The sequence below is a fragment of the Dinoroseobacter sp. S124A genome, from assembly GCF_049801015.1.
GTDB lineage: Bacteria > Pseudomonadota > Alphaproteobacteria > Rhodobacterales > Rhodobacteraceae > Dinoroseobacter.
In genome coordinates this window covers 443884-467500 of the sequence record NZ_JBNAGD010000005.1, presented here as the reverse complement: position 1 = coordinate 467500, position 23617 = coordinate 443884, and the positions used below count along the sequence as shown (strand labels likewise).

Genomic DNA, 23617 nt, shown 5'->3' with positions numbered 1-23617 from the left:
TTGATCCTTCGGGATCTCATTCACAAAGCAATTTTGTCCAAGTCAAGTACACTAACCCGGTTCAATTCTACGGAATTGGACCAAGTTCATGGATCCGCACGGGTCCATGAGCGGGAAATAGTATGCTTTGGTTCAGAAGCGGCGTTTGTCGTCTTCTGGATCAAATCAAGCGCGAAAAGGGCGTTTGGTGAATGCCTTGGCAGTAAGAGGCGATGAAGGACGTGATACTCTGCGATAAGTCATGGGGAGCCGAGAATAGGCTTTGATCCATGAATTTCCGAATGGGGCAACCCACCTGACAGTTTGTTATTATTGCACTTCGGTGCAGCTAATAATGGACTGAACCAGGTACTTTTTGACTGAATACATAGGTCTTAAAGAGCAAACCCGGGGAACTGAAACATCTAAGTACCCGGAGGAAAGGACATCAACAGATACTCCCCTAGTAGCGGCGAGCGAACGGGGACCAGCCGAGCCATGCGAGTGACAAGAACTGTCTGGAAAGACAGGCCATAGAGGGTGACAGCCCCGTATTGGAAGCTCAATTGGACGTATTAAGTAGGGCGGGACACGTGAAATCCTGTCTGAACATCGGGGGACCACCCTCGAAGGCTAAGTACTCCTTACTGACCGATAGTGAACCAGTACCGTGAGGGAAAGGTGAAAAGCACCCCGACGAGGGGAGTGAAACAGTTTCTGAAACCGGACGCCTACAAGCAGTCGGAGGCACATCAGTGCTGACGGCGTACCTTTTGTATAATGGGTCATCGACTTGGTCTCACGAGCAAGCTTAAGCCGTTAGGTGTAGGCGCAGCGAAAGCGAGTCTTAATAGGGCGCATGAGTTCGTGGGATCAGACCCGAAACCGAGTGATCTAGGCATGATCAGGATGAAGGTTAGGTAACACTAACTGGAGGTCCGAACCCACACCTGTTGAAAAAGGTCGGGATGAATTGTGCCTAGGGGTGAAAGGCCAATCAAACTCGGAGATAGCTGGTTCTCTGCGAAATCTATTTAGGTAGAGCGTCATCCGAATACCCCGGGGGGTAGAGCACTGGATGGGTAATGGGGCCCCACAGGCTTACTGATCCTAACCAAACTCCGAATACCCGGGAGTACTAGATGGCAGACACACTGCGGATGCTAACGTCCGTAGTGGAGAGGGAAACAACCCTGACCTACAGCTAAGGCCCCTAATTCATGGCTAAGTGGGAAAGCAGGTGGGACGACCAAAACAACCAGGAGGTTGGCTTAGAAGCAGCCATCCTTTAAAGATAGCGTAACAGCTCACTGGTCTAATTAAGTTGTCCTGCGGCGAAGATGTAACGGGGCTCAAGCCATGAGCCGAAGCTTAGGATGCACATAGTGCATGGTAGCAGAGCGTGGTGTGAAATAACCCAGTCCTCTACAGCACCTTCGGGTGTTATGGAGGATCGGGTTTGACTGTGAAGCCGGCGCGTGAGCGATCCGGTGGAGTGATCACCAGTGAGAATGATGACATGAGTAGCGACAAACAGGGTGAGAGACCCTGTCGCCGAAAGTCCAAGGGTTCCTGCTTAAAGTTAATCTGAGCAGGGTAAGCCGACCCCTAAGGCGAGGCCGAAAGGCGTAGTCGATGGGAATCCGGTTAATATTCCGGAGCCAGGAGGATGTGACGGATCGAGACTGTTGTTCACCCTTATCGGATTGGGTGGGCCGCTGATCGGTTCCTGGAAATAGCCCTCCATGAGATCGTACCCTAAACCGACACAGGTGGACTGGTAGAGAATACCAAGGCGCTTGAGAGAACGATGTTGAAGGAACTCGGCAAAATACCTCCGTAAGTTCGCGAGAAGGAGGCCCCGTTTGTAGGCAACTATAGGCGGGGGGCACAAACCAGGGGGTGGCGACTGTTTACTAAAAACACAGGGCTCTGCGAAGTCGCAAGACGACGTATAGGGTCTGACGCCTGCCCGGTGCTGGAAGGTTAAAAGGAGGAGTGCAAGCTCCGAATTGAAGCCCCAGTAAACGGCGGCCGTAACTATAACGGTCCTAAGGTAGCGAAATTCCTTGTCGGGTAAGTTCCGACCTGCACGAATGGCGTAACGACTTCCCCGCTGTCTCCAACATCGACTCAGCGAAATTGAATTGCCTGTCAAGATGCAGGCTTCCCGCGGTTAGACGGAAAGACCCCGTGCACCTTTACTACAGCTTCACACTGGCATCAGGCCATGCATGTGCAGGATAGGTGGTAGGCTTCGAAGCAGGAACGCCAGTTCTTGTGGAGCCTTCCTTGAGATACCACCCTTGCATTGCTTGATGTCTAACCGCGGTCCGTTATCCGGATCCGGGACCCTGTGTGGCGGGTAGTTTGACTGGGGCGGTCGCCTCCTAAAGCGTAACGGAGGCGCGCGAAGGTTGGCTCAGAGCGGTCGGAAATCGCTCGTTGAGTGCAATGGCAGAAGCCAGCCTGACTGCGAGACTGACAAGTCGAGCAGAGTCGAAAGACGGCCATAGTGATCCGGTGGTCCCGAGTGGAAGGGCCATCGCTCAACGGATAAAAGGTACGCCGGGGATAACAGGCTGATGGTGCCCAAGAGTCCATATCGACGGCACCGTTTGGCACCTCGATGTCGGCTCATCTCATCCTGGGGCTGGAGCAGGTCCCAAGGGTACGGCTGTTCGCCGTTTAAAGAGGTACGTGAGCTGGGTTTAGAACGTCGTGAGACAGTTCGGTCCCTATCTGCCGTGGGTGTAGGATACTTGAGAGGAGTTGCCCCTAGTACGAGAGGACCGGGGTGAACGATCCACTGGTGGACCAGTTGTCGTGCCAACGGCAGTGCTGGGTAGCTATGATCGGACAGGATAACCGCTGAAGGCATCTAAGCGGGAAGCCCCCCTCAAAACAAGGTATCCCTGAGGACCGTGGTAGACCACCACGTCGATAGGCCAGAGGTGTAAGCGCAGCAATGTGCTCAGCTGACTGGTACTAATGGTCCGATAGGCTTGATTTGATCCAGTAGACGGCAAATGCCCCTGCGGATAATCAAAGCATACATAACAGACGTATTTGGCTTGGACGCCGATGTGAAAAAGCGCACCACACCTGACAGTGTTCAATGTGGTACGCCCAGCAGATCAACGGTGTTGGAACGCGTTGTCGACTTTGTCGAAACGCTGCCTCCAACTAAAAGCCTTTGCTCTGCAAAGGCTTTTTCCTTGGTTTGGTGGTCATAGCGCGAGTGAAACACCCGATCCCATCCCGAACTCGGTCGTTAAGCACCGTAGCGCCGATGGTACTGCGTCTTAAGGCGTGGGAGAGTAGGTCACCGCCAAACCTAGAAAAAAGCCTAGAACTCTCAATACGATCTCAACAAAAAGCGCCAGGCAGAAAATGCCAACGCAACTGGCGCGGGATGGAGCAGCCCGGTAGCTCGTCAGGCTCATAACCTGAAGGTCGTAGGTTCAAATCCTACTCCCGCAACCAAAATCATAATATATCTCAGAACCTTAGCGCCCCAAGGGGCGATGCTAGCGTCTGGTTGTGTCCAGTCGTGGAAGCAAGGCAAGGTACTTTGAGATGTGTGGGACACTGAAACTGCAGCGGACTCTACACATGAACGGTCGGAGGGCCGGGGCGGGTTAGCATCATTGGTCATGAACCAGAACTGAGCCGCCCAAAAGAGTTCCACCGTGGCCTTGTTTGGCTTAGTGCTCGGGAACAAGTGTTCTTGTTTTGTGAGGTAGATCACATTGTTCACTTCTACTGAGGTATGATCCGGTGGACACAACAGTCGCGGCACGTATCCACCAGCGCTCGGAAGCTGTATTCCGAAACCTCGTTGCATCCGCGCCAGTTGCTGTTCTTGTGCGTGGCGGCCAGAAGCAGGTTGCAAGCAAGTCGGGCAGCTATACTGCGCAGGCCGGGTCTGTCTTGCTGCTTCCGGACTGCATTCCTTTGGAGATTTGCAACAGGCTTGGCGCGGAGAGGGGCTATTGTGCGGCTACAATCGTGATCCCCCGTCACCTCGTTGTGCAGACCAAAGCGGATTGCCATTTGTCGGCGACCAACGACAGTCGCGTTGTCGGTGCATTTGAGCGTGCCCTGATTTCCTGTACTGACCCGCTCGTGCCAGAGCAGCTGCGCGCGCATTATGTGCAAGAGGTTCTTCTTTGGCTCGCTGAGGTCGGCATCTACCTGCCTCCTTCCCGCAAGGAGACCGTGGTGAATCGCGCGCGCACTCATCAATACGTCACTCGATACGCCTTGGAAGGCCGACGATGTGGCGGCGCGGTTGGGCCTGTCTGAGGCGTCGTTGCGACGACATATGGCAAGCAATGGAACGAGCTTCAGCGCGCTGCTTTCAGATGTCCGCATGACACAAGCGCTGGCTCTGCTTCAGTCAACCGACCTGTCGATCAACCGTATCGCGTTGGAGGTCGGCTATGCGTCGCCGTCAAAGTTCGCGGCACGGTTTCGGGATCGCTTCGACGTGACGCCTTCCGCCATTCGAAGCGGGGCTTTGATCAGATCGGGGCAGGATTTGATCGGATAGGAGGCGAGCGCTCGGTTGTGACCTCGTAGGGTCGGCACAGCCACAATGCAGGAGCGACCCAATGAAAAATCTTATGAGGAAAGTGACCCTTTCAGCAATTGCCACCGCTATTGTTGCCCCCATGATGCTGAGTGCCGCGTCTGCGGACATGCTGCTCAGCTCCGACGACATTGTCGAAGGGCAGACCATGGATCAGGCGCAAGTCTTCTCCGGCTTCGGCTGCGACGGTGGCAACCTGTCACCCTCTCTCAAGTGGTCGGGTGCGCCGGAAGGCACCAAGAGTTTTGTCATCACCGCCTATGACCCTGATGCGCCCACAGGCTCGGGCTGGTGGCATTGGGCATTGGTGAACTTGCCGGCGGATGTTTCCGAGCTGCCCGAGGGCGCAGGTGCAATTGACTTTGATCTGCCCGGCGACGCGTTCAATGCGCGCAATGACTACTCTGTGAATGCTTTCGGTGGGGCGTGCCCACCCGAAGGCGCGGCGCCGCACCGATACATCTTCACCGTGTTTGCGATGCCGCAAGGCACTCTTCCCATTGATAGAACAGCCTCTGGCGCCTTGGTTGGCTACTTTGCCAACAATACTGCCTTGGACCGGACGTCGATCACCGCGCGCTTCGGTCGCTAGCAGGTCTCTTGCCAGAAGGGGGATCAAGCCCGGCTGAGCGCCGGCTTCACCTCTTTCGGTCTGGCGCAGGGTTCGCGGATGAAGCATCGACGCGCCCTGCCCAACGCGACCTCGAATGGCGAGACCGTGGCAAGCGAGGCGTTCCGATCTGTTCCCTCCGGCGCCTTGGTCGGAGGCTCGACAGTGCTCTGACAACGTACGCTTCTGATGAGAGCGGCTTCCGCGAAAATCGCGAAGCGTGCCCGACAAATTGCAAACGAGGACGCAAACATTTCTGCAACAATCATCGTTGAACAACGCATTCGAGCGGTAACGCTGGATGTCTTGGTCGTCCTGCGGACGTCTTGAGGGGAGCGGCGATGGTTGAGTTCGGCTGGTTCGAACAACAAAGCGACTTGGTGGGCTATCTTGCGGCCTCTCTGGTTGTCGCGACTTTCATCATGCGGTCGATGCTATGGCTGCGTGTGTTCGCCTTGGGCAGCAATGTGGCGTTTCTCGTGTATGCCCAGTTGGCGGGTCTTGGGCCGATTTTTGTTCTGCACGCTGTCCTGCTGCCGATAAACCTGTTTCGTATCTGCGAGATCTTCGGCAGCCAGCATAAGAAAGGGCAGCGCCCCTTGAACTAGCGTGTTTCGCCACGCTTTGGATCCGGGCCTCGGCACAGGGCGGGCACTCGGATGGGCTCGGGACCTCGATGCCAAGACGGGACATGCTTCTCGACAGCGAGAAAAGCGCGCTTATGATAGGGAACCCAACAGATTTCCCATCGCTTACGTAGGATTCCTTGTCTCAAAAATTGACGTTCGAGCCAGACTTCTCGGCGGCGCGGCTCGAAGATGGAACAGAAGTTAAATTCACCCGAATGGAAAAGCGGGCGCTGGCGGTTTTCTCTAATTCTGCGGGTCGCGTGCTGTCTCGCAATTTCCTTCTGGACGCAATCAGCGAGAGTGGATCAGAAAAAAACGACCGAAACATCGATTTTCTCATCAACCGAATTCGTGCGAAGCTTCGCGATAGCGCCAGAAACCCACGCTTTATTGAAACGCGGTACGGGGAGGGCTATGTCTGGCTTTTCTCGGGTATCCCGGCCCCGGATGAGGTCGAGGCCGCGTTCATCCTGATAGAACCGATGAAGGGGCTCGCCACCCTCGGTGAACTCGAAGAAAACGGCCGGGCATTGGTGTCCTTCCTGCAGGCAGACTTCCGCAGTCAGATCCCACCGGACGAAACTGTCGTCGTTGCCCAAAACTTGGCTGATGATCCGGCCATCATCGCCAGCGGTCGAAAGATCGATATTCAGATCAGTTTCTTCCAGCACGGGGCGGGTTTCGAAAGTGTCGTCTCGGCCCGCCGCGCCCCCGGCGGGCATATCTTCATGGTCAAGCGCTTCGCGATTGAGGCGGGACCGAAAGGGTATCAGAACCTCTCCGTTCAGTCGCGTGACCTTGCCCGGTTGATCATGGCGAATTACTGGAAGGATCTGACGCGGAAAGGCATCGGCGAAGCGCCATTGCCCATCGCAATGCACCATGCAGCCGAACTGCCCACGGACAGCAACTCATGGGAGATTGCGAACCGGAGGCTGACAGACCTGCGAAGAGAGCAACCCGACGATCCCGAGCTCAAGATGATGTGGGCGACCCATCTTCACACGAAATACGTTTTGAACGGATACGATCTGTTTACGGAAGGAACAGACACCTGCAGCGAGGATGAAGCCGAGATCGAACGGTGCGTTCTGGACGCACTCGACTTCGCGCAGACGCGACCGGAACTGGCCGTGATGGCCGCAAAACTGCTGTATTTCGTCGATCAGGGCTATCGCGACCTCGCGTTGGAGCTCGCGACACAGGCGCATCGATCGAACACGGCGATCGCGTCGTCCCTTGCGATCGTAGGGCAACTCTATTCCTTCATTGGCGACATGGACGTGGCGGAGAACTATCTGTTGCAGGCCGAGCAACTGAGTACGCCCAAATCCGATTTCCAGATCTATGTGCTGACCTTGCTGTGCCAGGCCTACAAGGCGTCTGGTGATCACGCAAAACTCGCCACGACGTTAAAACGGCTCTACAAGGCGCGTCCGGCGACGATGCTGATTTTCGAACCGCTGTTCAGCGATCCGATCTCCCCCTCTCTGCGGGCCAAAGCCATGGCACTGCTCTTTTCACGCAAGCGCGCAAAGGGGCTGCTCAGGTTCGTGACCTATCTGAGTGCGCGCCTTTTCGAAGATCCCGAACACCGGCAGAACTCTCTCCTGACGCCGGTCAACCTGCTTGTGCGTCGCTTTGGGCCAGAGATTGTGCCGCAGGAAACCGCCCTTCATCTGCCACAGCTGGCACGATCCAACCGTCAAAACTAGACGCACAAATATTTCCACAACAATGCGCTTCCAACCTGCATGTCAGGGCAATCGGAGGCGCAAAGCGTGGCAAAGGTTCCAATCGCCGACAGGCTGGAAATTCGGATTGTGGAAAGGGGCTTCTATAAGGGCTTCAATCCAACGGTCTCTTTGATTTCAAAGCTGATCATCATGCTGCTGGTTCTGGCGCTTGTCGCCAACCCGACCGGGGCAGCCGATCAGTTGCAGGAACTCAAGGCCGTGACGCTGTCTCTCTTTTCAGCCTGGTACATCAATCTCCTCGGGCTTTTCGTTGTTGTCAGCGCGGCCTTGGTCGTTCTTCCCGTATCCGGGCGTCTGAAACTGGGCAAACCTTCAGACGTGCCGGAGTACAGCACGCAGTCCTGGCTCTCGATGATGATCTGCGCCGGGATCGGGATTGGCATTCTCGTTTTTTCGGTAAGCGAACCGGTGTCTCATTCGATCTCCAACCCGGATATCCTGGACGGTGGGACAGATGGCGACGTGATCACATCTGCACTGCGCTTTACCTTCTTGCATTGGGGCATCTCCGCCTGGAGTTGTTACGCGATCGTGGCACTGGCGCTCGGTCTGAACTGCCACGGCAATGATCAACCGATGACGATGCGATCGGCGCTTGTCCCGCTCTTCGGAGCGCGGCTGGAGGGCTGGCTGGGCAATGGCGTCGACATCCTGTCGATCCTCGCCATCATCGCCGGCATCACCACCACGATCGTTCTGGGGCTGGAACAGATATGCTCCGGCTTGTCGGTCCTGACCGGCAGTACATTCTTTGCAGATTTCGCCGGGGACCCGCCTTTGGTCGCCCTCCTGACGGCCATGCTCGTTGCATTGTCCATCGTGACCACATCCATTCTGTCGGGTGTGGATCGTGGCGTGAAGTGGATCTCGAACCTCGGTCTTCTCGTCGCATTCGGGGTCCTGTTCGTGTTCCTTCTGACCGGGCCTGTCGGGCGGTTGCTGGCGGGATTGGTGGAGGCTGGTCTAGCCTATCTGCGCCACTTGCCCACCGAGATGTTCATCGTTTACGGCGCTTCAAGTGACCCTCCGGGCCCCGAGCAAGCGCGGTGGCAAGCCGATTGGACGATCTTCTACTGGGCTTGGTGGATTGCCTTCGCACCCTTCGTCGGTCTGTTTCTGGCACACATTTCACGTGGTCGAACGGTTCGCGAATTCATCCTTGGCGCTGTGATCGCACCGACGCTCATGTGCTTCCTCTGGTTCGCGGTCCTCGGAGGATCGGCCCTCCTTCTCGAGGCCGATGGGATCGCAGAGGGCTCGATCCTGGGCGCGCCCCATGCAATGCGGATTTATCAAACCCTCGATCTGGCGCTGGATCCCATCGCCGCAACGATCATGAAAGGCGTGATCGTGTTCCTGTTCCTTATCCTGATCGTGGCCTCCACATCCGCTGCGATCATCGCAATCAAGTCCATAGGGGCGTCAGGCGCGGTCGTGGCCGAAACCCCGCTGCATTCGATGATCTGGGCGGTCGTCATTGCAGGTATCGCCGGTGCGGTCATGGCTGTTGGAGGCGTGTCGTCGGTCCGTGACACCATGATCGTCGGCGCGGTGCCCTTCTCTGGCATCATGGCTCTGATGCTGTTGTCGATCCTGCGAATTGTCCTGAAGGCGAGGGCAAGCTCAGCCGCGGTTGATGGGAGCGCGGGGCCAGATTTCAGAACCTGAGAGCTGTGCGAAACCAGACGCGGGTGGTGTCTTGGTCAAATGCGCCAACCGGTTCGTCCAGAATATGGGTGACAGAGACTTCGCCAAGAAAATCGCCAATCGCGGTCCTGTATCCTATCGATGCACTGGACCACCTTTCGGTGTTCCCGGGCAGAAACGCGTTCCGGACATCTTCGATCCAGCCTCCATCAATCCCGAAGAACCCCTGTCGCAGATCCAGCCGCGCCGCGCCCAAGGACGGTAGCTTGAAATTGTAGGCAAGCTCAACCCGGCTCCCGAGGCAGCGGTCTCCGTTCACGAAGCTCTGGTCGAACCCCCGTGCATAATTGTTCGTCCCATACCCGCACCGCTGCGAGATCGGCAAACTGTCATCAGTCCATTGGGCAACGACACCGGCATTGATCAGAACACGCTTCGAGACCGGGACCGAGGCTTCGGAACTGAACGCAATGCGCAGAAAGTCACTGGTGGTCCCGGGGGCTGAGGCCATTGGGTTATCCACCGGTGATGCGCCGAGTGCGTCCAACCCTTTGGTAATCGAGCCCGCGAGCCGCGTTCTCAACCCGAAGATCTGGCCGGTCTCGCGCTGCAGCGCCGCACGAACCAGCCGGAGTTTTTCGTCCACAACAGTCGCGCCGAACGCCTCTGCCGCACTGTCACGCAGCGCGATCTCAAAGCTCGCCAAAATCCGGCTGTTCTCGGTCGCCACAAGCCGCCTTACGCCGACGGCGATGTTCGTTTGGTCCCCTCTGATGTCTCGGGCGAGGCTCTCCAGTGATCCCAACCGGTATTCGCCGTGATCCGCGGATGCGAAAAGCGTGACGTCAGTGTCCGGCAATCGCAGGCGGTACCCACGACCAAGTGCGGCCAGTTCGAGGTCGTTCTCCTCCGACGGACCGCTGATGAAGAGAACGGAATCGAACTGGTCCCCGGTCGCTGCAAAATCGGGACGGGACATGCCGATCGCAGCGTTGTACGGCCCGAGTTCGTCTGAGCCGTTCGAAGTGAAGGTCAGATACTCGGTGTTTTCGTCCACTTTCCGGAGCCGTGAGGTCGAGCCTCTGTCAACGCCCGTTGTCGGATCCGCGGCAAAGTCTGCAAAGAACGACTGCGCGTATGCGAGGTCTGCGACGAACAGAGACACCACCGCGATTAGCGATAGAAGCCTCTTCATGCGCGAATGTTCCCATGTCCCATAGCCTGACAAGGATGGTCAATCATGCGCTTGGGTCAACGAAAATGACGTGCAGAGTCAGGGTTTCGCCTTGGCTTGGTCGATGCTCCGAGCAAAGGGGCACCAGTGGTCGTATCCGCCAGCAACAGCGGCAAATAGATCTGACCATGGATTTGACCGCCCGTTGCACCATGGAATATGCGGCAAAACTTGAGGGGATTTCATGTCCAGCTTTTGTTTGAAGCCCTTGATGCGGATTTGTTTTTTACGATTTCGCCAAAGAAGATGGCCGATGGGCGTGTGTCCGCTGTTCCGCCCGAGTTGCGCCGAGGTTTCTCCGGCCGAGCGCCTGAGGATTGGTTTCTCATGTCGAGACTACATTCATGCCTACGAGATCAGCGAAAGTGCATGCATGTTCTGAACACGAGAGCCGATTGTGCTTCGCGCCATGCGCAGGCTGGACGCCTCTGACAAGCCTGACCCGAACGCAGAAATGAAGACCGTCAAGAGCGACGGTGTCTCCCCCCTTCTGGGAGGAGTGATCCTGTGCGTGACACATTGATCGCGGAAACGGCGGGAGACGACGAACAAGGCGATCGTTGATTGATGGGACCATGCCGACGATGCGGGTTCGGTCAACGAAGTGGGCTTTCTCGACATTCGCGACCCTCTGAAAGGCATGCTCATGAGCGGTGGAGAGACGCTCTTTTCTGCAGAGGTCGAGAACGCCATTGAACAAGGACTGCTCCGCAAGCTGCCTTCGACAATTACCTGTTCATCCTGATTGGTGCTCTGAGATTCCGGTTCGGAATGCATACATGGACAGGCGGGAGCTCCTTTGGCGAAACATCAAAGAGGACCCGTCAAACCAAAGGAGTACTCTGTTTCGACTGCAGCCGTCTCGCAGAGTTTCCGCCCTGATCTGTGCTCGAAGACCCAAAAGGGTATGTTGGAAGACCCCCAGGCTGCCAACCTCGCTAGCGCGGTGATTTCAGCCGGTCGACACACGACCAGCCACGGCCAGGCGACGCGACAGACACAACCGCATTTTCCCCGCCCGGGATCGTAGGGCCAAATGCGTCGGTTCAGATTGACCAACTCCGCGAGGGTGATCCGCTGGTGATTTGCGAAGAACCGAGGGATCAGGGTCGCGTAGCGCTGCTGTTTCCATCCAGCCGTGGGTCATGCTTCGCAGCGATCGCGTGTCTTGCCCAGAAAAAGGCAGGTCATCATTGGCCGCTATAGAGAGAAAGATGGCTGGGGTGGTAGGATTCGAACCTACGGTACACGGTACCAAAAACCGCTGCCTTACCGCTTGGCTACACCCCAACAGTGCGGGAGGGGATACGACTCCTGATAGGTCAGTGCAAGACCCGATTGCGATTTTTTCGGCGCCGTCTCACTGAAAAGCGCCAGTGGCTGAATGCAGGTCTGACCGAGAGGGGTCGCGGGCGTTCAGAGCCGTATAGGATGGGCTTTGGCGAGGGTGTCGAACGCCATGAGCGTTTCGATCAACGCGTCCATCTCATCAAGCGGAATCATGTTCGGACCATCCGAAGGCGCCATGTCGGGCGCCGGATGGGTCTCGATGAAGACCGCGGCAACGCCCAAGGAGACAGCCGCCCGCGCCATCACCGGCGCAAACTCCCGTTGCCCGCCCGAAGCGCCGCCGAGCCCGCCCGGTTGCTGCACGGAATGGGTGGCATCCATCACGACGGGATAGCCGGTCTTCATCATCTGGGGCAGGCTGCGCATATCCGCAACGAGGGCATTGTAGCCAAAGGACACACCGCGCTCGGTCAGCAGGATCCGGTCATTGCCGGTGCTCTCAATCTTCGCGACCACATGGTCCATGTCCCACGGCGCAAGGAACTGACCTTTCTTCACATTGACCGCGGCACCGGTCTTGCCTGCGGCCAGCAAGAGGTCTGTCTGCCGGCACAGGAATGCCGGTATTTGCAGGACATCAACCGCTTCCGCTGCCATCTGGCAATGGGCTGCTTCATGCACATCCGTGAGGACGGGGACGTCCAGCTTTGAGCGGATTTGCGACAGGGCATCCAGACCCTGTTCGATTCCCATTCCGCGCTTCCCCGAGGCAGATGTCCGATTGGCCTTGTCGTAGGAGGCTTTGAAAATGTACTGCGCACCAGCCTTTTCGCAGAGGCTCTTCAAGGTGGCGCCAATCTCAAGGCCTTGGTCAAGGCTCTCCAATTGGCAGGGGCCGGAGATCACCGTGAGCGGGGCATCGTTGCCCACATTCAACGCCCCAATCGCGATCGTTTTCATGCCGCCCCAACCTTGTTCTATCCCGAAACCTGTTCCCGAAGGATCGATGCCGTGAGAGAGATCAGCAGGTACAGCCCGGCGAAAACGAGGAAGGCGAGGAAGGTATTCTCAAGCGACCGCGGATAGCTGGCTTCGTCCGGCGCAATCGGGCTCACGCTGGTGGACAGATACCGCACTTGCCGGTTCGCCTCAATACGCGCCATCTCCAATTGCTGCAAAGACTGGCTGAGCATGAGTTGCCGGGTCTGCAGATCGGCTTCGGCAATGACAAGCTCACCGGAAATCCGTGCGAGCGAGGCCCCTTCATTGCCTCCTTGGGTCATCTGACTGCGCAGATCGAGGACCAGATCGCTCAGGCGTTGGACGTTGCCTTCGAGGATCGCCACGCGGCTCGGATTGGGCTGGGCATTCTGGAGCAGCTCCTGCAGGCGCAGCTTCTCGGTGTTCATCTCGACCTCCAGCGCGGAGATCTGCGACATCAGGCTTGTGACCTCGAGATCGGCGCTCAGCACGCCACGGGCCTGCTGCAGGTCGAGAACGCGGTTCTGGGCGTCCCGCACCATCGCTTCGGCGTCCTGATAGCTGTCCCTGGCACCCTGCATCTGATCCGCCCGCAAGCGCTGTGTCAGGTGATCGACCTGTTCCTCGGCATAGGACAGAAGCGCTTCGGAAAAGGCCTGGCTGGTCTCGGGATCGGCGGCAATGACCTCCATCCGGACGATGCCTTCGGTGGGATCGAAACTGATCTTCACCCGCTTCTTGTAGACGGCAAAGGCGTCTTCATAGCTCGCATCCGGTTCCAGCCGCTGGAGCGGGTCGATGGTCTCCGCCGCGAAATGGCTCCGGAAGCCAAGATCCTCGTCCAGACGCAGCATCGCCTCGCGCGAGGTCAGATAACTCTGAACCGCGACGGCATCCTGGGTCGTGGCCAGCATTGTGCCCGAGAACATCCCGCCCAGCCCGCCAGCGCCCGCCGACGGCTCCGCCTGCTGGATCACGAACTCGGAATGGGTGGCGAACATGGGCGTCGCAACCTTGAAGAAGTAGTAGCCCGCGAGGAAGGTCGGCAGGAACACGAAGAGCATCACGCGGGCCGCGAGCAGCAGGAAACGCTTTCTGCGGCGGCTGACGATCTCTTGCTGGATCTTGCGCACCTCGCGGGCAACATCCGCCTCCGTATGGACCTGCGGCGAGGGCACCTCGGTATTGGGGATGGTGTCCGGAAGCTGGATTTTGCCAGAGCCCCGCGCCAGATCGAGGATCGTCTCGCGGGTGAAGGGATCGATCCCCTTCTTGCGCAGCATCCGCACAGCCTCGAGGTCATTTGCGGGCTCTAGCCCGTGGCGGTTTGCAACCCGTCGTGCAATCCGCAGCTGTCGACCTGTCAATCCTTCTGCAAGGATGGCGGCATCGCTGTCGGGGTCGAGTTTCTTGCCCTTGCCACCCGGCTTTTTGGCAGGCTTGCCCTTGGCAGCGGGCTGCGCAGGGGGGGCGGTGTCCTTGCCCGGGGCTTGCGCCGCGGGGGACTCTCCCTCTGGCTCCGGGTCTTGCGCCTCCGTGGTGCGCACGGCGTCCTGCATGCTGGGCTTGAGATCCACGCGGCGCGATGACTTGGCCTCGGCTGTGCGCATGGCGGCATCCAACTCGCTGTCGGCGCGGGCTTCGGCATTGGGGTCACGGGGGGCCTCGGGCCGCTCTGCTGCCTCGAGAGAGGCGGCGACATCCTCGCGACGAATGCGGTATTTCTTAGCTGTGGGCTTCGTAGTCATAGAGCCTCTTTGCCTCTTCGAGCGTATCGAACATGTGAAGTTTACCGTTTTGCAGCACCGCTGCGGACCGGCAGAATTTTTCGAGCGTGCTGGCCTGGTGAGAGACGATCACGACCGTCGCCCGCTCCAGCCGCTGTTTCAGAACAACCGCGGCCCGCTTGTTGAACCCCACATCCGTGGAGGCGGGCATGCCCTCGTCAATCAGGTAGATGTCGAAATCCAGCGCCAGCATCAGGGAAAAGCAGAAACGCGACCGCATCCCGGCGCTGTAAGTCCCCACGGGCATGTCGAAATATTCTTCGATCCCGGAAAGATAGCGGCAGAAGGCTTCGACGTAATCCGCATCCATATGATAGAGCGTGGCGATGTAGCGTGCGTTTTCCCGCCCGGAATGCTTGCCGGTCACGCCGCCCATGAAACCCAATGGGAAGGAGATCCGGCTCTTGCGGACGACCGTGCCCTCATCGGGCTGCTCAAGTCCCGCCATCATGTTGATCAACGTGGTCTTGCCGGTCCCGTTCTGTGCGAGAATGCCCATGGAGCGCCCGAGATCGACGCGAAAGGACGCCTGGTCAAGGATGACCTTGCGGCTTTTTCCGGTCCAAAAGGACTTACTGACCTGATCGAATTCGATCACGAGGGGGCTCCGTCGCTGGTTTGTCGTATCGATATCGGCAACAGTTTAATGAATGTTCCAGATGTTCCAGAAATTTAGCTTCAATGCCATCTATATCGCAGCCCCGGCCAATCTCGGCCGGAGCGGGGCGGTGCGGCCTGCCTATCCGGGGATGTTTCGGCAAAAAGAGGGGGCGGGGGCGTCTGCCCCCGGGAGGGCGCGTGCTAGGCCACCATGTTCCAGACGAGCCCGGCGAGAATGGCGCCCGTGACCGAGAAGCCGAGATAGGAGGCAAAGACCCGGGGCTTGACCAGAGCCCAGACCGCCACTGCCGCCGGGATGCAGCTGACCCCGCCTGCGATGACAAAGGACATGGCGGCGCCGGGGGACATGCCCTGCTCCAGCAGTCCGGCCACCAGCGGGACGGCCGCATAACCATTCAGATAGGCGGGCGCCCCCACAAGGCTCGCGATCAGGATCGGACCAACGCCGTCACCGCCAAGCACGCCTGCGATCATCTCCGAGGGAATGTAGCGCAGCATCAGGGATTCCAGCACATAGGCCAGCAGCAGCCATTTCCCGAGAAACAGCGTGTTCTGCACCGCAACCTCGCGGAATTCCTGACGCCGCGGCGCCTCGGTCCAGAATTTCCAGACCGGCTTGCCCTCCAGTTCTGCGGGGCCGCAACTGCCGCAGCAGCTCAGCTTCGGCGCGGATTTCAACGGGTCCGCGTAGAGCGCGGTGCCCGCCAGCAGTTTGACTGAGAAGCCTCCCATCATGCCGAGCGCGATGGCAGCGACGGTCTTGCCCAGGGCAAACTCGATCCCCAAGGCGCCGGAGGTGATGAAGAACATCGCCGGATCCATCAGCGGCGACGCGAGCCAGAACGCCATGACCGCGCTCAGGGGCGCACCCACCGCCAGCAACGCGGCCACAAACGGGATCACTTCGCAGGAGCAGAAGGGCGAAAGCCCGCCAAAGGCCGCCGCCATCAGGATCATGCGAGTCTCATTGCCCTGAAAGGCCTTGGCCAGCAGCGTGGTCGCCCCGGTCGCCCGCAGATAGGCGACGCTGCCAATGGCAAAGAGGATGAAGATCAGGGTGTGCCCGAACGAGCCCAGCGTGTTCTCGATCACGGGTCTCAGGGCCGCGCGATCCAACAGGGCAAGCGCCAGGAGTGCCAACGCGATCAGGCTCAGGGCCGGATCGGGGCGGGGCAGGCGGCGACGCGGAGCGGGCGCGCGCAGCTTAGGAGGCTGTGTCGAGGTCTCGGCCATGGTCATGTCCTGTGGTGGTGTCCGCGCAGCATTGCGCCAGAAGGTAATCCGAAAGCGCCTCGACCCGGCCATAGGCCACGGTACAGCGCATGATCCGCCCCTCACGGGTTTGCGTTACGAGCCGGGCCTGAACGAGCGCTTTCACATGGTGGGTCAGGGTCGAGCCGGTCACTCCCGCACGCTCTCCCAGTACACCGATCGGCAGGCCCTCGGGACCCGCGCGCACGAGCACTTCGAGAACGCCCAGCCGTTGGGGCGCACCCAGCGCGGCAAAGGCCGCGGCGGCGTCGAGGCGCGTGGGGGCAAGGCGGGGAGGGGACTCAGATGTTTCCATATTTCTATAATTGTAGAAATGTAGAAAAAAGCAACCCCCTTGGTGAAAACGCCATCCTGCCGCATTCTAAGTTATGACCGTGTCCCAAGTGACGGAGGAGTTGCGCCGCTGTACCCTCTGTGCCGAGCGTTTTGCGGCAACCGCCTCCGGGCACAGCCCTCGTCCTGTGACATGGTTCGACCCGGCGGCGCGCATTCTGATCGCGGGGCAGGCGCCGGGGATGCGGGTGCATCTGTCGGGCAAACCCTTCACGGATCCCTCCGGCGACCGGCTGCGCGACTGGATGGGGGTGTCCGACACCCTGTTTTATGACCGCAGCAAGGTGGCGATCGTGCCCATGGCCTTTTGCTTTCCGGGCTATGACGCCAGGAAATCCGACCTGCCCCCGCCCAAGATCTGCGCCAAGACATGGCGCGCGCCGGTGCTTGAGGCGCTTTCCGAGATCCGCCTGACCCTGCTGATCGGTGCCTATGCCCAACGATGGCATCTGGGCGACCGAGGCAAGGGGGGCGTGACCAAGACGGTCCAACACTGGCGCGACTTTGCGCCCGAGGTTTTCCCCTTGCCGCACCCGTCTTGGCGCAATACCGCTTGGCTCAGGAAAAACCCCTGGTTCGAGGCGGAGGTCCTGCCCGCCCTGCGAACCCGTCTGGCCGAGGTGCTTGCATGACCGATCTCAGCCCGCTCGACATTGCCCATGCAGCAATGGAGGCGGCCCCCGAAGATGACGCGGCGCGGCTGCGATTTTACGAGCGGCTGGCGGATGCGGAGCTGTTCATGCTGCTCGCGGGGGAGGCAGAGGGCGATCAGGTCGCGCCGCAGCTCTTTCCGGTCGAGGACGATACCTACGTGCTGGTCTTTGACCGCGAGGATCGGCTGACGCGGTTCGCCGAGGGGGCTGCGGAATATGCGGGGCTCTCCGGGCGCACGGTGGTGCAGCTCTTGGCGGATCAGGGGCTTGGGCTGGGTGTCAATCTCGATGTGGCGCCGTCGGCGACGCTCTTGCCGCCGGCCGCTGTGGCGTGGTTGGCCGAAACCGTGGCCGAAGACCCCGAGGAGGTCGCCGCCACCCCCGAAGAGATCCTGCCCCCCAAGGGCCTGCCCGAGGCGGTGCTGACGGCGCTCGACACCAAGCTTGCAACCAGCGCTGGGCTTGCGCGCACGGCCTATCTTGCGGGCGTGCGCTACGAGGGCGGGCGCATGGGTCACCTGCTGGGCTTCCTCGGGACTGTCCCGGGGGCGGAACCGGCACTAGCGGCCGCCGCGCGCGAGGCGCTCGTCTTCTCCGGGATCGAGGCAGGGGCGCTCGATGTGGGCTTCCTGCGCGACAGCGACCCGGTGGCCAGTGCGCTTGCGCGCCACGGGCTGCGGTTCGATCTGCCCGAGGCCGAGAGCTATACCGGCCCCGCAGCGCCGGGCATGGACCCCGACCGCCCGCCACGCCTGCAATAAACGCTCAATACCCCGCGCTGCGGTCCACGAGATGGAGCAGCGGCTCCCCGGCTTCGGCGCGGCGAATATTCTCGACCACCACGCGGCTTGCGGTGCCGGGCCGGGTCTCCGACGCAATATGCGGGGTGACCGTGACCTTGGGATGGGACCAATAGGGATGCTCTGGCGGCAAGGGCTCGGTCCGGAAGACATCGAGCGTGGCGTGCCCCACCCGCCCGCGATCGAGCGCGGCCAGAAGTGCATCATCATCGATCAACCCACCGCGCCCGGGGTTCAGCACCACGGCGCCCTCGGCCAGTTGGTCCAAGCCATTGGTGGTCAGGATCCCGTCCGTGGCCGGGGTGTAGGGCAAGAGGAGGATGACGATTTCCGCCCCCTCCAGCGCGGCGTGCAGATCGTCGCCGTGGAAGCTGTCGACACCGGGCAGGGATTTCGGCCGGCGGGACCAGCCGCGCACCTGAAAGTTCAGCCCGACCAGAGAGGCACAGACCGCCGCCCCCAGCGCCCCGAGCCCCAGCACCGTGACCCGGCGATCCCGGGCGAGGGGCGGGATGAACTCGAAATGTCGCCAGATACCGTCCTGCGCCGCGAGCATCTGGTCCATCCCCAGATGATGGCGCAGCACATGGCCCGTGCACCATTCGACCATCCCCTCGGTCAGCCCGGTATCGACCATCCGCGTCAGCGGAATGTTCAGGGTCGGGTTGCCCACCACCCCCTCAACCCCGGCCCAGAGGTTCTGGACCATCCGCGCGTTGGTGAAGGGTGTGAAATCCTCAACATCCCCTGCAGGGGCAAAGATGATGTAATCCACGCTGCCCGGATCGCTCAGATCGCAATCGAGCCGCGCCTCGATCCCGGCGTCGGCCAGTGCGGCGCGCAAGGGGGCCTCATACTGCGCCCAGCGTTGCGCATGGGCGGCAAAGAGAATGCGAGGGGGCATGGGCAGGCTACCTTGGTCGATGGATATGGGCGCTCTGGACAAGGCCGAAGGCAACGAGCAGCACCAGCATCGCCGAGCCGCCATAGCTGACCAGCGGCAGCGGCACGCCCACCACCGGGGCCAGCCCCATCACCATGGCCATGTTGACCGCAAAGAAGAAGAAGAAGGTCGCCGCGACGCCGATGATCAGCAGGCTCGAGAACCGGTCCCGCGTGCGCAGGGCCGAGACCAGGCAAAACGCGATGATCAGCCCGTAAAGCGCCAGCAGGGAGATCCCGCCGATAAAACCGAACTCCTCGGCCAGCGTGGTGAAGATGAAATCCGTATGCTTCTCGGGCAGGAAGTTCAGACGGCTCTGGGTGCCTTCCATGAAGCCCTTGCCGGTGAACCCGCCGGATCCCAGGGCGATCTTCGACTGGGTGATGTGATAGCCCGCGCCAAGGGGGTCGTTTTCCGGGTTCAGAAAGGTGTCGATGCGCCGGTACTGGTAATCCTGCAGGAGCTGCCACTCCGTCCCGCGTGAATAAATCACCGCAGTGACAAGACCGACCCCGGCACAGATCACCACCGCGAAATAGAGCCAGTGCACCCCGGCGGCGAACATCACCACACCGCCCCCCGCCATGAGCAGGATCGATGTCCCCAGATCGGGCTGTTTCAGCACCAGTGCCACGGGCACCATGATCGCGATCAGCGGCAGGATCACCCAGAGCGGGCGCGAGGTCTTCTTGACGTCGAGCACGTCGTAATAGGTCGCGAGCAACATGATAAGGGTCACCTTCATCAGCTCGGAAGGTTGCAGCCGCATGAAGCCCAGATCGATCCAGCGCTGGGCCCCCATGCCCACGACCCCGAAGAACTCCACCGCCAGAAGCAGGACCAGCGAGACGAGATAGGCCAGCACCGAGAGGTTGCGCCAGACATAGATCGGCACGAAAGCGACGATGAACATCAGCGTCATGCCGAGGGCAAAGCGCTTCATCTGCGGCTCGACCCAGGGCGTCATGGACCCGCCCGCCACCGAATAGAGCATCAGGAAGCCAAAGCACGCGACCGCGATCAGCAGCAGGATCAAGCCCCAGTTGAGATGCAGCGCCTTGGCAAAGCCGGAGGGGACGCGCTGAATCTGGGACTCAAGATAACTCATGCGCGGCTGCGCCCTTCGGTCGGCTCGAGACGCGGACGCAGTTCCAGCGCGCGCTGACGTTCCTCGATCATGTTGTGCTGGTGGGCCGGGTAGGCGCTGAGCGGTGGCAGCCCGTCATAGAGCGCCTGCAACAGGACATCCCGGGCGATCGGGGCCGCAGCCTTGGAGCCACCGCCGCCATGCTCGACCACGACCGAGATCGCGTAGCGCGGCGCATCAAACGGCGCATAGCCCACGAACAGCGCGTGGTCGCGCCGGTTCCAGGGCAGATCCGCATTGCGGAACACCCCGCGGGCGCGCTCTTCGGCGGTGATGTTGCGGACCTGGCTGGTGCCGGTCTTGCCCGCGATGCGGTACGCCTTCTCGGTGACGCGGCTGCCATAGGCGGTGCCCTTGCGCAGGTTGCTGACCTCGTACATCGAGCGCTGGATCACCTCGAGATAGCGCCGGCGGATGCCCAGAGACGAGGCCTCGGCCACGGGGACGGGTGTGTTGTCGACCTTGCGCACGAGGCGGGGCATGATCTCGCGCCCCGTGGCGAGCCGCGCGGTCATCACCGCCAGTTGCAGGGGCGAGGTCAGCACGAAGCCTTGCCCGATACAGGCGTTGAGCGTATCGCCCACCAGCCAATCCTCGCCGCGATTGGCGCTTTTCCACGCCTTGTCGGGGATCAGGCCCTCGGCCACGGCCGACATCGGCAGATCGAACCGCTGGCCCAGCCCGAACCGGCGGGCCATCTCGGCGATCTTCTCGATCCCGACGCGCTGGGCGATGTCGTAGTAATAGACGTCACAGCTCTCGCGCAGGCTGTCGACCATGTTCATCCAACCATGACCGCCGCGCTTCCAGCAGTGGAAGCGCCGCCGCCCAAGCTCTGTATAGCCGCCGCACCAGACACGCTCCTCGGTGTCGATCAGCCCGGCCTCGAGCGCGGCCAGCGCCGTGATCATTTTAAAGGTCGAGCCCGGCGGATAGGTGCCCTGCACGGTCTTGTCGGCGAGCGGGCGGTACTCATCCTCCAGCAGGGCGCGGTAGTCGGGGCCCGAAATGCCGCGCACGAACTTGTTGGGATCAAAGCTGGGCGCCGAGGCGATGGCGCGGATATCGCCATCCGCCATGTCGAGCACGACGACCGCCGCGCTTTCCCCGGCCAGCCGGGCCTCGGTGAAGTTCTGCAAGGCATGATCGAGGGTCAGTTGCACATTCGCGCCGGAATTGCCCGCATCCCGGCGCAGCTCGCGCATCACGCGGCCCGCGGCATTGACCTCGATCTGGCGCGTCCCGGCGGAGCCGCGCAGGTCCCGCTCGAGCTTGGCCTCAACCCCGGTCTTGCCGATCTGGAACCGCGGGATCTGCAGCAGCGGGTCATCATCCTGCAAGCGCTCCAGATCGTAATCGCTGACCGGGCCCACATAGCCGATGGAATGGGCGAAATCCTGATCCAGCGGATAGACCCGGCTCAGACCGACCTCGGTGGTGATGCCGGGCAGGGCGGGGGCGTTCACGCCAATCTCGGAGAACTGCTCCCATGTCAGGCGGTCCGCGATGGTCACCGGGACAAAGGGCGAGCGGCGGCTCATCTCGCGGCGGGCTCGGACGAGATCCTCTTCGGGCAGGGGGACGATATCAGTCAGTGTCTTGAGCACCGCGTCCACATCGCCCGCATCCTCGCGCACGATCACCACCCGGTAATTCGGCGCATTCCCGGCCAGAAGCACCCCGTTGCGGTCATAGATCAGCCCCCGTGCCGGGGGCAGCAGGCGAATGTTGATCCGGTTTTCCTCGGCGAGAAACTGGAACTGCTCGGCCTGTTCGACCTGCAGTTCGCGCATCCGGAGCGCGAGCACGCCCAGCACACCGGTCTGCAACCCGCCGAGGATCAGGCCCCGCCGGGTGATCGTGCGCACACTGAACTTGCTGTCTTTCTCGGAGCGTTTCATGGACGCATCCCCCGGATTCGCGGGCCATCGGTGGCAAGCGGGCGCACCCCGAGCATGAACACGCTGATCGCGACGACGACCGGATAGATCGCAATGGTGGTTGCCAGATGCAGCAGATGCGCGCCGAGGCTCGGTTGGGGCACAAAGGCCACCGCCAGCAGGACCCGTTCGGCCACCATCATGCCGGTGATCGTCGCGGCCACCATGCCATATTCCAGAAGGAAGGGGATCTCGCCCTCGCGGTAAGCCTGTCGCCGGATCACCTCGGAGCCGATCAGCACCAGCAGGGCCCAGAGCCCGGGCGGCCGCTGGAACAGGAAATCCTCAAGCAGGACCGCCGCCACGACAAAGAGCACCGGCAGGACATCGGGCCGCCGCAGCACCCAGGCCAGCGTCACGCAGAGCACGAGGTCGGGGCCCGGAAAGCGCGGCGCCTCGACCCGCAGGGGCAAAAGGGCCGTGATCAGCACCACGGCAACCATCAGCGCAAAGATGGTCCGCAGGCTCCACCGTCGGAGATCGAGCGCGCTATCCATCGGCCAGCGCCTCTAGTGCGGCGAGGGGCGGGGTGACGATGCCGTCGATTGGGGCGGCCTCGGGCAGAGGCGGCGTCGGCTGGCTGCGCAGCACGCGCAGGAATTTCAGCCGCTCGTAATCCGCCGAGAGCCGCAGGCGGAACCGTCCATCCGTGGCGCGTGCCACCTGACCGGCCAGAAGATCCGCGGGAAACAGACCGCCATCGCCCGAGGTCACCACCCGGTCGCCCGGGCGCACCTGCTCGGGCGCTTCGATGAAATCGATCAGAGGCGTGCCGGAATTGTCACCCACCAGCATCGCGCGCTGGCCCGAAGGCTGCAGGATCACGGGCACGCGGCTCGATGGATCGGTCAGGAGCAGAACGCGCGCCACGGATTCGCCCGTCCCGGCGATCCGCCCCACAAGGCCCAGGCCATCCATGGTCGCCCAGCCATCCTGAACCCCATCCTCGGCCCCCACATTCAGGATCACCGAGCGGCGAAAGGGCGATCCGCTATCGGCCATGACCACGCCGGTGATGAACGTCAGCTCCGGCTCGATCCGCACGGTGTTGAGATCCTTAAGCTGGGCATTCTCCTGTTCCAGCTGCAAGGCCGCCTCGCGCCAGGCCTTCATCTGCTGCAATTCGCGGCGCAATTCCTCGTTCTGCTCATAGAGCCGGGCATAGGACTGAAAGTCCTCGGCCATCCGCGACAGCCCGGTGATCGGCGCCATCGCCCAGTCGAGCCCGGGCACGACGCGCTCGACGATATCCATGCGAATCCGCTCGACCCGGGGGCTGTCGATGCGCCAGAGCAGGAAGAGACCAAGTAGCCCCACAACGAGACAGCCGACCAGCACACGGCGGATCGGCTTGAAGTAACTGTCGTCGTCGTTGCGGTATCGTGCCAAGGCCCCTCCTC

The 23617-nt window shown here is 60.8% G+C and carries 18 protein-coding genes, 2 tRNA genes and 2 rRNA genes; 10 read left to right on the top strand and 12 right to left on the bottom strand.

Annotated features, from left to right (window positions below; all coding sequences use genetic code 11):
* Positions 1-163 precede the first annotated feature (163 nt).
* From ACP15I_RS15310 to ACP15I_RS15275, 8 genes are all read left to right on the top strand, one after another.
* Positions 164-2992, top strand: a 23S ribosomal RNA gene (locus tag ACP15I_RS15310).
* Between the two features lie 209 nt (positions 2993-3201).
* Positions 3202-3316, top strand: a 5S ribosomal RNA gene (gene rrf / locus ACP15I_RS15305).
* A gap of 72 nt (positions 3317-3388) precedes the next feature.
* A tRNA-Met gene (locus ACP15I_RS15300) sits at positions 3389-3465 on the top strand.
* 796 nt (positions 3466-4261) lie between these two features.
* Entirely contained in the window at positions 4262-4534 is a 273-nt protein-coding gene (locus ACP15I_RS15295; protein ID WP_424975751.1) for a helix-turn-helix transcriptional regulator, read from the top strand.
* A gap of 61 nt (positions 4535-4595) precedes the next feature.
* Positions 4596-5165: a YbhB/YbcL family Raf kinase inhibitor-like protein gene (locus ACP15I_RS15290; protein ID WP_424975750.1), complete on the top strand. Its 570-nt coding sequence runs from the start codon at positions 4596-4598 to the stop codon at positions 5163-5165.
* A gap of 359 nt (positions 5166-5524) precedes the next feature.
* A complete protein-coding gene (locus tag ACP15I_RS15285) occupies positions 5525-5791 on the top strand; it encodes a hypothetical protein (protein WP_424965405.1) in 267 nt (88 codons plus the stop codon).
* Between the two features lie 170 nt (positions 5792-5961).
* Positions 5962-7527, top strand: a complete 1566-nt coding sequence (locus ACP15I_RS15280; protein ID WP_424975749.1) for a winged helix-turn-helix domain-containing protein — start codon at positions 5962-5964, stop codon at positions 7525-7527.
* Positions 7528-7593: 66 nt separating this feature from the next.
* Positions 7594-9237: a BCCT family transporter gene (locus ACP15I_RS15275; protein ID WP_424975748.1), complete on the top strand. Its 1644-nt coding sequence runs from the start codon at positions 7594-7596 to the stop codon at positions 9235-9237.
* Here the strand turns inward: ACP15I_RS15275 and ACP15I_RS15270 are convergent.
* From ACP15I_RS15270 to ACP15I_RS15240, 7 genes are all read right to left on the bottom strand, one after another.
* Positions 9227-10273: a ShlB/FhaC/HecB family hemolysin secretion/activation protein gene (locus ACP15I_RS15270; protein ID WP_424975747.1), complete on the bottom strand. Its 1047-nt coding sequence runs from the start codon at positions 10271-10273 to the stop codon at positions 9227-9229. The genes ACP15I_RS15275 and ACP15I_RS15270 overlap by 11 nt on opposite strands.
* 1392 nt (positions 10274-11665) lie before the next feature.
* Positions 11666-11740: transfer RNA gene (locus tag ACP15I_RS15265), tRNA-Gln, on the bottom strand.
* Positions 11741-11866: 126 nt separating this feature from the next.
* Positions 11867-12700: a 3-deoxy-8-phosphooctulonate synthase gene (gene kdsA, locus ACP15I_RS15260; protein ID WP_424975746.1), complete on the bottom strand. Its 834-nt coding sequence runs from the start codon at positions 12698-12700 to the stop codon at positions 11867-11869.
* 17 nt (positions 12701-12717) lie between these two features.
* Positions 12718-14469 (bottom strand): capsule biosynthesis protein, encoded by a 1752-nt coding sequence (locus ACP15I_RS15255; RefSeq protein WP_424965382.1) that lies wholly within the window; start codon positions 14467-14469, stop codon positions 12718-12720.
* Positions 14447-15106, bottom strand: coding sequence for an ABC transporter ATP-binding protein (locus ACP15I_RS15250; RefSeq protein ID WP_424965381.1), 660 nt, complete (start codon positions 15104-15106; stop codon positions 14447-14449). The genes ACP15I_RS15255 and ACP15I_RS15250 overlap by 23 nt, the downstream gene beginning before the upstream one ends.
* A 203-nt stretch (positions 15107-15309) precedes the next feature.
* Positions 15310-16362, bottom strand: a complete 1053-nt coding sequence (locus ACP15I_RS15245; protein WP_424965380.1) for a permease — start codon at positions 16360-16362, stop codon at positions 15310-15312.
* Positions 16334-16696 (bottom strand): ArsR/SmtB family transcription factor, encoded by a 363-nt coding sequence (locus tag ACP15I_RS15240; RefSeq protein ID WP_424975745.1) that lies wholly within the window; start codon positions 16694-16696, stop codon positions 16334-16336. The genes ACP15I_RS15245 and ACP15I_RS15240 overlap by 29 nt, the downstream gene beginning before the upstream one ends.
* A 73-nt stretch (positions 16697-16769) precedes the next feature.
* On the opposite strand from ACP15I_RS15240, the gene ACP15I_RS15235 reads away from it, so the two are divergent.
* Both ACP15I_RS15235 and ACP15I_RS15230 read left to right on the top strand, forming a co-directional pair.
* Positions 16770-17366, top strand: coding sequence for a uracil-DNA glycosylase family protein (locus ACP15I_RS15235; protein ID WP_424975744.1), 597 nt, complete (start codon positions 16770-16772; stop codon positions 17364-17366).
* On the top strand, positions 17363-18148 hold the full coding sequence (locus ACP15I_RS15230; protein WP_424975743.1) for an SseB family protein: 786 nt from the start codon (positions 17363-17365) through the stop codon (positions 18146-18148). The genes ACP15I_RS15235 and ACP15I_RS15230 overlap by 4 nt, the downstream gene beginning before the upstream one ends.
* Positions 18149-18152: 4 nt before the next feature.
* Here the strand turns inward: ACP15I_RS15230 and ACP15I_RS15225 are convergent, their stop codons facing one another.
* Genes ACP15I_RS15225 through mreC form a run of 5 tightly spaced genes read right to left on the bottom strand, consistent with a single transcriptional unit; the run spans position 18153 to position 23606 of the window.
* Positions 18153-19091, bottom strand: a complete 939-nt coding sequence (locus ACP15I_RS15225; RefSeq protein WP_424975742.1) for a 2-hydroxyacid dehydrogenase — start codon at positions 19089-19091, stop codon at positions 18153-18155.
* Positions 19092-19098: 7 nt separating this feature from the next.
* Positions 19099-20238, bottom strand: a complete 1140-nt coding sequence (gene rodA, locus ACP15I_RS15220) for a rod shape-determining protein RodA (protein ID WP_424975741.1) — start codon at positions 20236-20238, stop codon at positions 19099-19101.
* Positions 20235-22178 carry a penicillin-binding protein 2 gene (gene mrdA / locus ACP15I_RS15215; protein WP_424975740.1) on the bottom strand — a complete coding sequence of 648 codons (1944 nt, stop codon included), beginning with the start codon at positions 22176-22178 and terminating at the stop codon, positions 20235-20237. The genes rodA and mrdA overlap by 4 nt, the downstream gene beginning before the upstream one ends.
* Positions 22175-22714: a rod shape-determining protein MreD gene (locus tag ACP15I_RS15210; RefSeq protein ID WP_424975739.1), complete on the bottom strand. Its 540-nt coding sequence runs from the start codon at positions 22712-22714 to the stop codon at positions 22175-22177. Before ACP15I_RS15210 ends, mrdA begins: the two co-directional genes overlap by 4 nt.
* Positions 22707-23606 (bottom strand): rod shape-determining protein MreC, encoded by a 900-nt coding sequence (gene mreC / locus ACP15I_RS15205; RefSeq protein ID WP_424965372.1) that lies wholly within the window; start codon positions 23604-23606, stop codon positions 22707-22709. Before mreC ends, ACP15I_RS15210 begins: the two co-directional genes overlap by 8 nt.
* Positions 23607-23617: the final 11 nt, after the last annotated feature.